A 12,664-nucleotide genomic window follows, 5' to 3' on the forward strand; every position below is an offset into this window, starting at 1 on the left:
TGCCCGTCGGCCTTCACCCGCTGCACGGAGACGCGCCATGAAGTTCACCCAACTGAGCAATGCGCTGCTAGTGACTGCTATGTCGTTCGCCGTTGGCGGCGCAATGGCCGCGTCCATCCACGTCATGCCCACGAGCATCACGCTGGCCCCGGGCAAGGCGACGGCGGTGATGACCATCACCAACGAAGGCGACACGCCGATCAAGGCGCAGGTGCGCGTGTTCGCCTGGGAGCAGCAGGGCAACCAGGATCGCCTCACGCCGACGCAGAAGCTGGTGGCCAGTCCGCCCATGGCGACGCTCGCGCCCAAACAGACCCAGTCGATCCGCGTCGTGCGCGTGGACAAGTCGGCCATCACGACCGAGGAAGCCTATCGCCTGGTCGTGGACGAGATTCCCGATGCGAAGAACGCGCCGAACGTCGGCGTGTCCGTGCAGATGCGCTATTCAGTGCCGGTGTTCGTGCTGCCCAAGGCGACGATGCCGCCGGGCCAGGTCACGATCGCCGCGCACGTCACCGGCAATGCGCTGACGCTCAATGCGCAAAACAAGAGCGACTCGCACGTGCAGGCATCCGAAGTGGTCATCGAACACGCCGGCGGGGCCACCACGCCCGTCGTGGGCGGGCTGCTGGGCTATGTGCTGGCGGGCAGGACGATGCAGTGGACCGTCACGATCCCCGCCAACGCCGCCGCCAAGGGGCGCCCCGTGCGCATGACCGCGATGTTCGACGGACAGCCGCTCAAGGTCGACCTGTAACCGGCAGAGCAGGTTGCGACGACGGCGATGCCTCACGGCGCCGCCCTGCCGCTGCGGAAGGGAGAGGCATTGGATGCGCGCGTACACGCGCACAACGCTGTTCATCTGCATCCTGGGGCTGATGGGCATCGTCTCGCCCACGATTTCGCGCGCGCAAAGCGCCGACGTGCCGCCCGCGTCGTACTACCTGGAGGCCTACTTGAACGGTCGGCCGACCGGGCTGGTTGTGCAGGTGGATCGCACGAACGCCGGCTTGCGCATCTCAGCCGATGAGCTGACCGAGATCGGCGTGCGCGTGGATGACCTCCCGCTCGACGCGGACCGCCAGATCCTGCTCGCCGACATTCCCGGCCTTGCCTTCAACTATGTGGAGGACACCCAGCGCATCGAGTTCACCCTGCCCGAAGCCGGGCTCGTGCCCGAACAACTCGGAGTGCTGCCACCGCCGCCCACGCTGACGCGATCGGGCACCGGACTGGTGCTCAACTATGCTGCGCAACTTCAGAACACGCGGGTGGCGTTCGAAGAGAAACGCCAGGGCCGCCGCTTGCACGTGCCGCTGCTCGGCTCGGCGCGTTACGGCCGGCTTCCTGTCCTGGGCGCAGAGGAGTTCGAAGCGCAGTACGAGCGTCGCAATCGCACGTTCGCACTCAGTACCGAACTGCGCTTCTTCTCGCCCGCGGGCGTGTTCGTCAACACCGGCTACACCACGGTGCAGGCCGGCGAATACGACTACATCCGTCAGGACAGCTACTGGACCTACACCCAGCCCGACGCCCTGCGCACATACACAGCGGGCGATCTGGTGTCCTCGTCACTGACGTGGTCGCGCGCGATCCATCTGGGCGGCTTGAGCGTGTCACGCAATTTCGAAGTGCGGCCGAACCTGGTGACGTTTCCGGTGCCGGCCATCGGCGGCACCGCCGTTGTTCCCACGATGGTGGACCTCTACATCAACGGCCTGCGCCAGTTCACCGGCAACGCCAGCGGAGGCCCGTTCCTGATCGCCGCCCCACCGGCACTGACGGGGGCAGGCATCGCGACGGTGGTGTACCAGGACGCGATGGGGCGCGAGGTCAGCCTCAGTCGCCCGCTGTACATCGATACGCGACTGCTCGGCCGCGGGCTGTACGACTATTCGGTGGAAGTGGGCTATCCACGCCGCAGCTACGGCAGCCGTTCGTTCGACTACGCGGACGATCCGGCGGCCAATGCGTCATGGCGTCATGGCGTGCGCGATGGCTTCACGCTGGAAGCCCACACCGAACTCACGCGCGGCCTCTACAACCTGGGCATCGGTGGCCTGGTGGAACTGGGCAATTACGGCGTGCTCAATGCATCTGCGACGATCAGCGACGGCGACCAGCACGGCATGCAATGGGGCCTGGGTTACCAGTACCAGTCGCCGCATTTCAACATCGACCTGCTGGGCCTGCGCGCGGATGGCGGTTATCGCGACCTGGGCAGTCTGAAGGACGTGACCGTGCCGCAGCGTCAATTGCATGCTTCGCTGGGCGTTCCGCTGGGCCAACGCCATTCGGTCACCCTTGTCTATACGCGCCAGCAAGCCTCGGACCTGGGCGGCTCGCACATCCTTTCGATCGGATACAACGGTTCCTTCGGCCAGCGTTTGAGCGTATTCGCCAACGTGTTCCACGACCGGGACGTGTCCGATTCCCTCGGCATCTACCTCGGCGCATCGCTTTCGCTGGAGCGCCGCGCCAGCGTGGCCAGCAGTGCCAGCCGATACGGCAAGGAGAGTACGGCATCGATCTCGGCGAGCCGTTCGATGGACTACGACCGCGGCGGGTTCGGCTGGAGTGCGCTGCTCGACGGCGGCGATGACGGCTACCGGCACGGCATGGGACGCGTGGACTACCGGGGCACTTACGGCGATGCCTCGCTGCTGCTCGAACACTCCACGCGTGACGATTTCACCTACACCAATGCCACGCTGTTCGCGACCGGCGCACTGGTCTGGATAGACGGCGACCTGCTCGCGTCGCGCACGATCAGTGACGCGTTCGCCGTGGTCTCCACCAACGGCATGGCCGACATCCCCATCCTGCGTGAGAATCGCCTCGTCGGCGCGACCAATCGCGAAGGTCACCTGCTCATTCCGGACCTGCTCTCGTGGCAGAGCAATCGCCTGATGCTGGGAACCGTCGAGCTGCCACCGGACGTGCGCGTGGACGCCGACCGCATGGAAGTGGCGCCGCGCGGGCTGTCGGGCGTGCTGGCTGCCTTCCCGGTGGGGCACTACACCGGCGCCGTCGTCATCCTCGTCGACGAGCGCGGGCAGCCGTTGCCGGTTGGCACGACGGTGACGGTGACCGACTCCGGCCTGACCGCGACGATGGGCTACGACGGCCAGGTGTTCATCGAGCAACTCGGGCCGCGCCAGACTGTTTCGGCCGAAGCGAACGATGCGACGTGCACGGCGGAAGTCCTGTTCGACGCCGCCGACGTGCTGACGACGATAGGCCCCTTCGTGTGCAAATCCTCGCAGGTGCTGCCATGAACCCGACCACACGCAAGCGCCTTTCATCGCTCGCGTTGCAGGCGTGCTTCGCCGCAGCGGTGTGGTTGCTGTCTAGCGGCCTGCCATTGCGCGCGCAGTCGTGCACGGTTCTGATCGACTCCACCTTGAATTTCGGCGATGTGGATCCGGCATCGAACAATCCCACCGATTACGTGGGCACGCTCACCGTCGACTGCAAGAACCTCCACGACCAGTACGTCCGCGCCTGCGTGAACTTTGGACTGGTGACGGGAAGCTGGACCCTGCGGACCATGAAACAGGGGACCAACTCGCTCAACTTCAACTTCTACCAGGACGCGGCCCGCACCTACCTGTGGACCAGCACCTCGGATCCGTCCCGGATGACGTTCATTGCGGATATCTACAACCCGGGCGGGTCGGCGATCCGAACGTACTCCATCTACGGTCGGATACCCGGCGGACAGAAGCCCAATCTGGGCACGTATTCGTCGACCTTCACCACGAACGAAGGCACGGTGCAGGTTGCCGAGTTCAACTCCACCTACGGTCCACCCACCTGCACCTCGTCCACGCCGCCCATCAACTCGCGCTTCTCGTTCACGGTGGTTGCGAACGTCGGCACCAGCTGTTCGGTAAGCGCAACCAACATCGACTTCGGACAGCAAGGCGTCCTCAGCGCGGCCGTCAACGCCACCGGCGTGATCACCACCACGTGCGGCACGGGGACGACGTACAGCCTTGCGTTGAGCGCGGGGAGCGGTGTCGGCGCGACCGTGGGCGCGCGCCGCATGACGCGCTCAGGAGGTAACGAAACGCTCGCCTACGGGCTCTACGTCGATGCCGGGCGAACCCAACCCTGGGGCGATGGCAGCAGCGGGTCGTCCACCGTTGCGGGCATCGGCAACGCCTCGGCACAAACCAACACGGTGTACGCCAAGCTGCCACCGCAAAGCGCGGCGATCGGCACGTACGCCGACACCATCATCGTGACCGTGACGTTCTGACGGCTCCCTGCGGGAAGATACACGCGCGCCGCAACGCCCTCCCATCGTCATGATGTCTCCAGTCGACGGGGAACTGGCCTCTCCGCTTGATGGGGAAGGTGGCGCGAAGGGCGGGATGAGATGCAGCCGCGAAGCGTGTCAGCGCAACAACGCCGGCTGCGCGTCATACCACTCGCGCGCGTGCATCACGTGGAAGTCGCGATTCCCGTTGTTCACCGCCACCGCGGTGCTGAGTACGCCCCAGTGCGCGTACAGGCTGCCGGTGCGGCTCTTCCCGTGCAGGCGCAGGCGCGCCTTGACCTGGTAGCGCTGGTTGTCGGCCTGCACGTTGTCGAGGGTGAGCGTGTCGCCGCTCCACTGCACCTTCGCACTGACCTGCGCCTGCCCGGAGCCGATCAGCTTGAACACCCACTTCGGATAGTCGCGCTGCTTGGAGAACATCGACAGCAGGAAGCCCACGTCCTTCATCGCGACGCGCACGCGTCCATTGATGCTGATCGGCTTGTCCCAGTCCATGTGCGCGCGGTCCAGGTCGATCCGCGTCCACCAGCCGCTGCGCGATTCGCCACCGGGCTCGGTAAAGCTGACGTTATTCAACGAAACCCGGCTGCCGTCGATGGTGAAGTTGCGCCGCTTGATGTCCGCGCGACGCAGGCGCAGGTCGGTGTCCATGTCGGTGCGCAATGCCAGCCCGGCCAGGTGCATGCGCGCGGCCTTCGCATCCACGCCCAGCGTGCCCTGCCCGATCACGCCCGCGCCGTCCAGGGTGAGGTCCCCCGACAGCGTGCCCGAGCCGCCGTCGAAGCGGATGTGCTCGTTGGGCAGGTAGCGGTTGTAGGCGCGCAGATCGGGCACCTTCGCGTTGGCGAAGGTGAGGTGCGCCTTCAACGCGTTGCCGAGCTCCCGCATCGCCCCGGGCTGGCGCATCGCCTCGCGCTCCACGCCCGACAGTGTCTTCAGCGACAGCTGCAGATCGTTGCCTTCGATGTACGGCTGCGACGGCGCATCGTCGGCGGCGACGTTGAAGCGCTGCATGCGCAGGTCGAGGCTGGGCAGCAGTTCGTCGTTCGGACCGGCGTCCAGGCGCGCGTCGGCGCTGGCGCGGCCGCTGATGCGGTTGCCCATGACGTGCGCGATGGCATCGACTTCCGGCACGGTGACGCGACTGCCGCCGGCCACCTTGCCGTCCACCACGCGCACGTCGGCGTCCACCAGCCCCGAGCCGTCCAGCGCCAGCCAGGGCGCATCGCTGAACATGCGCCCCAGCCAACGCAGCGAAGCGAAATGCCAGCGCCCGACGACGTGGCCGGAACTGCGGGGCAGCAACTCGCGCAGGCTTTCGTGCGGCGGCGCCAGCAGAATCTTCGTGCCGCGCACCATCAGGTCCGCGTCGAGCGACACGCGGCCGGTGTGCTGCGCAGGCGTCCTGGCGACCAGATGCATGTCGCGATCCACGTCCAGCGCGACATCGAGCGCGCTGCGGTGCATGGCGCCGGTCGCATCGCGGCCGCTGACGGGTACGTTCCAGCGCACGCGGCTGCCCGGCATCACCTCGCCGCGCGCCAGTCCCAGCTTCACCTGCGCCTTGCCTTCGCCAGGTACGTTGGTCAGCGTCACCTTGCCTTGCGGGTCCACGTCCACCTTGATCGCCGAGGCCTTGCCGTCCAGCTCCAGCGCGGCATCGGTGAGCAGCAGTTTGCGAATGCCGGGCGCCTGCGCGCGCGTATGGCGTGCGATGGCGAAGCGCGCGTCGATGCGGCCGTCGCGCAGCAGCTCTTCCTTGCCCGACTTCAGGCGCGCGTTGTCGAAGTGCGCGGTCGAGGGCATGAGTTCCAGTGCACCGCCGCGCAGCTGCTTGTAGAAGCCGACTTCGGCGCGCCCCTGGCCTTCCAGCACGAGGTCGCCGAAATAACCGCCGCGGATCGAATCGGTGCGGATGCGGTCGAACTGCAACACCCAGCCGCCCGGGCGCGCCTGCGGCGGCGGTGTGCGCTCGCCCTTCATCTGCGCGCCGCCGGTGACGCCTTCGGCGACCACTTCGGGCACGCGCACGGTCTTGCGCAACAACGGCCAGATCGCCACGCGCCCGCTCGCCTTCTCCGCATTGACCGACCAGTACGTGCGGGCGACGTGCCCTTTCATCTTCACGTCGTGCACCGTCGCGCGGCCGGGCCAGAACGTGTAGCCGCCGCCCCACTCGATCTGGAACTTCTCCGGCTTGCGGTTCGCCACCCACTCGCCCAGCGGCGTGTTGATGAACACGTTGCCGGCGATCACGTACAGCGCGTACAGCAACGCCAGCGCGAGTGCGATGCGCGCCACCCAGGTGCGAACGCGGGGCGGCAGGCGTTGCCATGCCTGGCGGGCGGGGCCTGCGTCCTTCGCGGCGCTGTTCATGTGCGCACTAAGCCACAGGGTGGTGCCAAATTCAGGTGAAGAGGCGGTGACGTGGGGCGCTCGCAGGCGCCCTACCCCTCTCCCTGGCCGCCTTCGGCGACCGGTCCCTCTCCCGCAAGGGGAGAGGGCTGGTGCTCAATGCCGCGTCAGCTCCACCACGCGCGGATGCACCAGGCGTTCGAAGTCGCTCCATTCCATGCGCATCAGTTCGCGGTGCGAACCGGCGTTGAATGCGATGCGGCCGTCATCGGCCAGGCTTTCGGCGGCGTACACGTCCATGTTGTAGAGGTTGCCGAACGGCGGCATCGCCCCGACCTCGCATTCGGGGAAGCGATCCTTGAAGTCGGTTTCGCTCGCCAGCGCGACCTCGCGCGCGCCGCTGACCTGCCGCAGCTGCGAAACGTCGAGCCACTCGTCCGAGGGCAGCACGGCCATCGCGAGGCGGCCGTCGAGCTTCACCATCACCGTCTTGGCCATCGCATGGCGGTCGACATGGGCGCGCATCGCCGTTTCCTGCGCGGTGAAGGCGTGCGGGTGCGTCATCGTGTCGTAGCTGACGCGATTGGAGTTCAGGAATTCCTGTAGACGTGGGGACGACATGGCCGGGGGCTCCTCTGCGGTTGCGGGAGGCCGGGCGCGTCGTTCGTCATCGGCGCGGCGCGCGCCGGCATCGGCGGATTCATGGAAACGCGATCATCGAAACGCATTCATCGAAAAGCCGGGCCGCGCGAACGCGGCCCGGCCAGTGTACGCCCGATGCTGCGCTGCGATCCGGACAGCGCGCGTCAGTCCGGATCGCGGTGCGTTACAGCGAGGCGGTCTGCTGCGGCTGCGCATCGCTGCGCGGGCCGGCGTAGTCGACCACCAGCGAGACGCGACGGTTGGCCTGACCGGCTTCGCCCACGGCGCCTGCGTGCACCTGGCGGTTCTTGTCCTCGCCGTAGCTCACCGCACGCACCTGTGCATCGCCCAGGCCCGCGCCGACGAGGTAGTCGCGCACCGCCTGCGCACGGTGCAGGCCGAGGCGGCGGTTGTGCGCTGCCGAACCGGACGGATCGGCGAAGCCTTCCACCGTGATCACGGCCTGCGAATGGCTGTCGCGGATCACGCGGGCGAAGTCGTCCAGCAGCGGCTTGTCCTGCTCGCTGAGCGTGGCGTCGTTGGTGGCGAAGTGCGCGGCGGTGTCCACGCGAGTGCGGCCGGCGAGCTGCGTGACCAGCGCGTCGTGCTTGGCCGAGAGCGCGTCGAGCTGCGACTGCAGTTTCTGATCGGTGGCGCGAAGCTCGGCGATCGTCGCGTCGAACTCATCGCGCTTGATGTACTTGCTGCAGCCGGTGAGCGCGACGGCGCCCAGCGCCACGGCGAAACCGGTGTTGCGGATCAGACGGGTAGAAACCAAGGGATGTCTCCTTTCAATGACCGTGCGCAATGCCGCGCACGCAATGCCTGCGGGACCGGGGGAAGTCGAAACGCAGGCGCTATTGGACGTGTGTCGTGTTGTTGTTCTGCGCGGGGCGCGCGGTCTTGCGTCTTCAGGTTGTTGAGGTGCCGTAATGAATGACACGGCGAACCTTAACGAGCCATTTTCTGAACAGGCGACAGGACGCCACCAAGCGCGAACCCGCGCACGGTTCAGTGATGTCAAGACGATGCTCGCGGGATGCGTACCGCGGCCGTTCATGGAAAAAGCCGGGATTCGGAGTCGGGATTCCGGATTTGAAAAAGCGCGCGACCACCCGGCTGGCACTCCAGGATGAGTTGCGTTGAAGCTGGGCTTCGAAGAAGCGGAAGTCCGCTCTTACGAATCCCGAATCCCGAATCCCGAATCCCCGTTCTTCAGCTCAAACGCATCGGCGTCGAGCATCGCGGGGAAGCGTTCGCGATGCGCCGCGAGATCGGCGGCGGACAGCGTGGCGGTGACCACCGTTTCCACCTCGCCGCATTCGGTGATGGGCTGGCCGACGAAATCGATCACCGCGCTGTCGCCGGCGTAATGCAGGCCGTTGCCGTCGGTGCCCACGCGGTTCACCGCAGCGACGAAGCACAGGTTCTCGATGGCCCGCGCACGCAGCAGCGTCTGCCACGGGTAGCGGCGCGCCGACGGCCAGTTGGCGACGAAGAGCATCAGGTCGAAATCGAGCTCGCCGGCGCGTTCGACATCGAAACGGTTGCGCGAAAACACCGGGAAGCGCAGGTCGTAGCAGACCAGCGGGCAGATGCGCCAGCCGCGCCAGTCGAGCGTGAGGCGGTCGCGACCGGCGGCGTAGCGCTCGTGCTCGCGCGCGTAACGGAACAGATGACGCTTGTCGTAGGTGCTCAGCGCACCGTCGGGCGTGGCGAACAGCAGGCGGTTGTAGACGCCCTCGCCGTCGCGCAGCTGCACGCTGCCGGTCACCGCTGCGTCCAGGCGCGCGGCCTGTTCGCGGATCCACGCGACGGTCTGGCCTTCCATCGTTTCGGCGTTGCCGATGGCGTCGTTGGAAAAGCCGCTGGTGAAGGTTTCCGGCAGGATCACCAGGTCGGTGTTTCCGCGCAGCGGCGCGATCAGGCGGCCGTAGTAGTCGCGGTTGCCGGCCGGATCGTGCCAGCGGGTGTCGCCTTGGACGAGGGTGACGCGCAGGTCGTTCATGGGTGCTCGCGAAGTCAGGGGTTGTTACTTGCCGTCATCGTTTTGTGCCGTCATCCCCTTCGCGGGAACGACAGCTTCGTTCAAAGCTTCTGCAACCGCTCGATCGCCTTGTCCAGCGTCGCCTCGTTCTTGGCGAAGCACAACCGCGCCAGGCGCTGGCCGGACGGTGGCGATTCGTAGAACGGCGAAAGCGGAATCGCGGCGACGCCCTTCTCCGTCGTCAACCAGCGGCAGAACGCGGCATCGTCGAGGTCGCTGACGTCGGAGTAATCCACGAGCTGGAAGTAACCGCCCGGCACGGGCAGCGGCTTCAAGCGCGTGGTGAGCAGCTGCTCGCGGAAGCGGTCGCGCTTGGCTTCGTAGAACGCGCCGAGCTGTTCGTAGTGCTCCGGCTCGGCTTCGATCATCTCCGCGAACGCCCACTGCGCCGGGGCGAAGGTGCAGAAGGTGTTGTACTGGTGCACCTTGCGCAGCTCGGCCGACAACAGCGGCGGCGCGATGCAGTAGCCCAGCTTCCAGCCCGTGCAGTGGTAGGTCTTGCCGAAGCTGGACACGACGAACGCGCGCTCGCGCAGTTCGGGATAGCGCAGCACCGATTCGTGGCGACGGCCGTCGAACACGATGTGCTCGTAAACCTCGTCGGAAAGCAGCCAGATCTGCGTCTCGCGCAGCAGCGCGGTGAGCTGGGCGATGTCGTGCTCGCTGAACATCGCGCCCGACGGGTTGTGCGGCGAGTTGATCATCAACAGTCGCGTCTTCGGCGTGACCGCGGCGCGGATCGCCTGCCAGTCCGGTGCGAACGTGGCCGGGTCCAGTGGCACATGCACGGCGCGACCGCCGGCCAGGTCGATCGCCGGCTCGTAGGAGTCGTAGCACGGGTCGAGCACGATCACTTCCTCGCCCGGCCGCACGACCGCGGCGACGGCGTCGAAGATCGCCTCGCTGGCGCCGGAGACGACGGTGATCTCGGTGTCGGCATCCGGACGGTGGCCGTAGCAGCGCTCGGTCTTGGCGGCGATGGCCTGGCGCAGCGCGGGGATGCCGGTCATCGGCGCGTACTGGTTCTTGCCCTCGCGCATGGCGCGGTCGAGGGCTTCGATCAGGCGCTCGGGGACGTTGAAGTCGGGAAAGCCCTGGCCCAGGTTGACCGCGTCGTGCTCGAGGGCGAGCTGCGACATGACGGTGAAGATGGTCGTGCCGACCTTGGGCAGCTTGGTTTGCAGGGTCATCGCGCGTGGGGACTCGACGTGGGGCGGGAAACCGTTAAGTTTAAGGACGCGGGCGCGGCAACGTCATGACGAACGCTCATCTGCGCATCGCAGGGCCACGATTGCACCCGCCACATCGGATGAGGACACTGCCCCCATGCGCGAGCTGCAGATCGTCGACGCCGCCGAACTGGCCACCGCCTACGCCGCCGCGGAGTACATGGTGGTGCTGGACGGCGATTCCCTGCCGCTGCGCGTGGGCGAGCCCGCGCTGGATCTGGAAGCCTACGCGCCCGCGCCGAGCTACGCCTTCATCACCGCCTGGAATCCGGCCTCGCAGCCGCGCTCGGACACCGCCAACGAAGCCGCTGACGCCCTGCTGGTGGCGCAGCTCGACGGCCTGCGCGCGATCCGCCACGCGGCCTGGGCGCAGGACCTGACGGGCGAGTGGCGCGAGCCGGGCTGGCTGGTGGTCGGACTGGACGACGACACCCTGCTGCGGCTGGCGCTGGAGTTCGGCCAGGCGGCCGTCCTGCACTGGCGGGCGGGCGACCCGGTGCGGCTTCGCATGCTCATGCCCCGCCCGCTCGGCCGTGATGCCGCGCACACCGACTGGGTCGCCGGCTGAGCGAGGCGGTCTGAACCCCGTGGTCGGGCGTCCGCCCGACGCCGGCAAGCGGCGTCCCGCGCCCCTCGCATAAAATGCCGGGCACTCGGCCGACCGGCCGTCCCTGGCCGCCCGATGACGCCCACCGATCGCCCCGCCCCGCCGCTGCTGGCAGCCCGCGGCCTCCGCTTCGCGCGCAATGACGAGCCGGTTTTCGGACCGCTGGATTTCAATGTCGATGCCGGCGAAGCCCTGCTGGTCCAGGGCGACAACGGCGCCGGCAAGACCACGCTGCTGCGCGTGCTGGCCGGCCTGCTGCGCGCCGACGGCGGCGAGATCGACCTGGACGGCCAGCCAGCCGGTCACGCCCGCCGCGCCCGCGCCATCGCCTACCTGAGCCACCTTCCCGGCCTGAAGGCCGATCTGAGCGCGATGGAGAACCTGAACTTCCTGTGCGGCCTGCAGGGCCGCCGCCGGGCGCAACTGCCCGAGAACGCGCTGGCGATCGTCGGCCTGGCCGGCTACGAGGACGCGCTGGCCCGCCAGTTGTCGGCCGGCCAGAAGAAGCGGCTCGGGCTGGCGCGGTTGTGGATGTCGCCGGCGCCGCTGTGGCTGCTCGACGAGCCCTACGCCAACCTCGACCTGGAAGGCATCGAGCTGGTGAATCGCATGGTCCAGGCGCACCTGCGCGAAGGCGGCGCGGCGCTGGTCACCACCCACGGCGCCTACGCCGCGCCACCGGTGCGCACGCGCATGCTGGTGCTGAGCAAGGCCGGTGCGGCATGAGCGCGTCCAACATGCCCAGCCTGATCGGCGCGGCCCGCGCCCTGCTCGCCCGCGACCTGCGCCTGCTCTGGCGCCGACGCGGCGATGCGCTGCAACCGGCGTTGTTCGCGCTGCTGGTGGTGGTGCTGTTCGCCCTGGCGCTGGGCGGCGAGCGGACGGCGCTGGCGAAGGTCGCCGCCGCCGTGCTGTGGCTGTCGATGCTGCTGGCCGGCCTGCTGTCGCTGGACACGCTGTTCCGCGGTGATGCCGAGGACGGTTCGCTCGAACAATGGATGCTGGCGCCGGTGCCGCTGGCCTGGCTGGTCGGCGTGCGCACGTTCATGCACTGGGCCACGACCGCGCTGCCGCTGCTCATCGCCGCGCCGTTCCTGGGCGAGCTGCTGTACCTGCCGCGCGAGCAGTTGCCGGTGCTGATGGCCTCCCTAGCCCTGGGCACGCCGCTGCTGAGCCTCATCGGCGCCGTGGTCGCCGCCCTGACGGTCGGGATGCGGCGCTCCGGTATACTCGTGGCCTTGCTCGCGCTGCCGTTGTACGTGCCGGTGTTGGTGTTCGGCGCGGGCAGCGTGGCTGCCTCGGCGCAGGGGCTGGATCCGATCGGGGCGCTGCTGTTGCTCGGAGCCGGGCTCGCCGTGGCGCTGGTGCTGGCGCCACTGGCGGCCGCCGCCGCGATCCGGATCGCGCTGAGTTGAACCGGTTCGCCCGATCGATGGTTCGAACGGAGCTTCGAGCCGGGCTTTGAGGAAGATCAAAGGCCACCGACCCGGCCGACGCGA

11 protein-coding genes are annotated in these 12,664 nt (G+C 67.8%); 6 read left to right on the forward strand and 5 right to left on the reverse strand.

From position 1 onward, the window contains the following. Nucleotides 1-37: 37 nt before the first annotated feature. The 3 genes from JI752_RS01215 to JI752_RS01225 all read left to right on the forward strand — a co-directional run bounded on the left by JI752_RS01215 (nucleotide 38) and on the right by JI752_RS01225 (nucleotide 4,264). Complete coding sequence (locus tag JI752_RS01215) at nucleotides 38-757, forward strand: molecular chaperone (protein WP_216958192.1); 720 nt, start codon at nucleotides 38-40, stop codon at nucleotides 755-757. A gap of 73 nt (nucleotides 758-830) precedes the next feature. After that, complete coding sequence (locus JI752_RS01220; protein WP_216958195.1) at nucleotides 831-3,278, forward strand: fimbria/pilus outer membrane usher protein; 2,448 nt, start codon at nucleotides 831-833, stop codon at nucleotides 3,276-3,278. After that, the gene (locus JI752_RS01225; RefSeq protein WP_216958197.1) at nucleotides 3,251-4,264 is read left to right on the forward strand and encodes a spore coat protein U domain-containing protein; all 1,014 of its coding nucleotides are present in this window, start codon (nucleotides 3,251-3,253) and stop codon (nucleotides 4,262-4,264) included. Before JI752_RS01220 ends, JI752_RS01225 begins: the two co-directional genes overlap by 28 nt. Nucleotides 4,265-4,402: 138 nt before the next feature. On the opposite strand, the gene JI752_RS01230 is transcribed toward JI752_RS01225, so the two are convergent. The 5 genes from JI752_RS01230 to JI752_RS01250 all read right to left on the reverse strand — a co-directional run bounded on the left by JI752_RS01230 (nucleotide 4,403) and on the right by JI752_RS01250 (nucleotide 10,519). Beyond that, nucleotides 4,403-6,661 (reverse strand): hypothetical protein, encoded by a 2,259-nt coding sequence (locus JI752_RS01230; protein ID WP_216958198.1) that lies wholly within the window; start codon nucleotides 6,659-6,661, stop codon nucleotides 4,403-4,405. A 135-nt stretch (nucleotides 6,662-6,796) separates the two neighbouring features. Further along, complete coding sequence (locus tag JI752_RS01235) at nucleotides 6,797-7,261, reverse strand: YbaK/EbsC family protein (RefSeq protein WP_216958199.1); 465 nt, start codon at nucleotides 7,259-7,261, stop codon at nucleotides 6,797-6,799. Between the two features lie 205 nt (nucleotides 7,262-7,466). Then, a complete protein-coding gene (locus tag JI752_RS01240) occupies nucleotides 7,467-8,060 on the reverse strand; it encodes an OmpA family protein (protein WP_254200134.1) in 594 nt (197 codons plus the stop codon). A 399-nt stretch (nucleotides 8,061-8,459) separates the two neighbouring features. Then, nucleotides 8,460-9,290 carry an amidohydrolase gene (locus tag JI752_RS01245; protein ID WP_216958201.1) on the reverse strand — a complete coding sequence of 277 codons (831 nt, stop codon included), beginning with the start codon at nucleotides 9,288-9,290 and terminating at the stop codon, nucleotides 8,460-8,462. A gap of 80 nt (nucleotides 9,291-9,370) precedes the next feature. Further along, nucleotides 9,371-10,519, reverse strand: coding sequence for a pyridoxal phosphate-dependent aminotransferase (locus JI752_RS01250; protein WP_216958202.1), 1,149 nt, complete (start codon nucleotides 10,517-10,519; stop codon nucleotides 9,371-9,373). Between the two features lie 136 nt (nucleotides 10,520-10,655). On the opposite strand from JI752_RS01250, the gene JI752_RS01255 reads away from it, so the two are divergent. From JI752_RS01255 to ccmB, 3 genes are all read left to right on the forward strand, one after another. Then, a complete protein-coding gene (locus JI752_RS01255) occupies nucleotides 10,656-11,126 on the forward strand; it encodes a DUF3293 domain-containing protein (protein WP_216958203.1) in 471 nt (156 codons plus the stop codon). 114 nt (nucleotides 11,127-11,240) lie between these two features. Beyond that, complete coding sequence (gene ccmA / locus JI752_RS01260) at nucleotides 11,241-11,891, forward strand: heme ABC exporter ATP-binding protein CcmA (protein ID WP_216958204.1); 651 nt, start codon at nucleotides 11,241-11,243, stop codon at nucleotides 11,889-11,891. Beyond that, nucleotides 11,888-12,580 carry a heme exporter protein CcmB gene (gene ccmB / locus JI752_RS01265; protein WP_216958206.1) on the forward strand — a complete coding sequence of 231 codons (693 nt, stop codon included), beginning with the start codon at nucleotides 11,888-11,890 and terminating at the stop codon, nucleotides 12,578-12,580. Before ccmA ends, ccmB begins: the two co-directional genes overlap by 4 nt. Nucleotides 12,581-12,664 lie beyond the last annotated feature (84 nt).

Origin of the sequence: Lysobacter sp. MMG2 (assembly GCF_016735495.2) — a bacterium.
In the GTDB taxonomy this organism is placed as follows: domain Bacteria; phylum Pseudomonadota; class Gammaproteobacteria; order Xanthomonadales; family Xanthomonadaceae; genus Lysobacter_J.